Source organism: Chromobacterium sinusclupearum, from assembly GCF_002902845.1.
In the GTDB taxonomy this organism is placed as follows: domain Bacteria; phylum Pseudomonadota; class Gammaproteobacteria; order Burkholderiales; family Chromobacteriaceae; genus Chromobacterium; species Chromobacterium sinusclupearum.
This window is the reverse complement of sequence record NZ_PPTF01000075.1, coordinates 1-530: the sequence shown is the minus strand read 5'-3', so window position 1 is coordinate 530 and position 530 is coordinate 1. Positions and strand designations below refer to the sequence as shown.

General features: G+C 52.3%; 1 rRNA gene. It reads right to left on the bottom strand.

The window, feature by feature from the left end:
• Positions 1 to 530: ribosomal RNA gene (locus C2134_RS17855) — 23S ribosomal RNA — on the bottom strand; the annotation flags it as partial.

Below are 530 nucleotides of genomic sequence, written 5' to 3'. Positions count from 1 at the left end.
AGGCATACCTTCTCCCGAAGTTACGGTATCAATTTGCCGAGTTCCTTCTCCTGAGTTCTCTCAAGCGCCTTAGAATTCTCATCCTGCCCACCTGTGTCGGTTTGCGGTACGGTTCTTGTGTAGCTGAAGCTTAGTGGCTTTTCCTGGAAGCGTGGTATCAGTCACTTCAGGTCCGTAGACCCTCGTCATCACGTCTCGGTGTTAAAGAAGGGCGGATTTGCCTACCCCTCACACCTACCGGCTTAAACAGACTATTCCAACAGTCTGATGACCTAACCTTCTCCGTCCCCACATCGCACTACACAAAAGTACGGGAATTTTAACCCGTTTCCCATCGACTACGCTTTTCAGCCTCGCCTTAGGGGCCGACTCACCCTACGCCGATGAACGTTGCGTAGGAAACCTTGGGCTTTCGGCGAGCGGGCTTTTCACCCGCTTTATCGCTACTCATGTCAGCATTCGCACTTCTGATATCTCCAGCATCCCTTACGAGACACCTTCACAGACCTACAGAACGCTCCCCTACCACG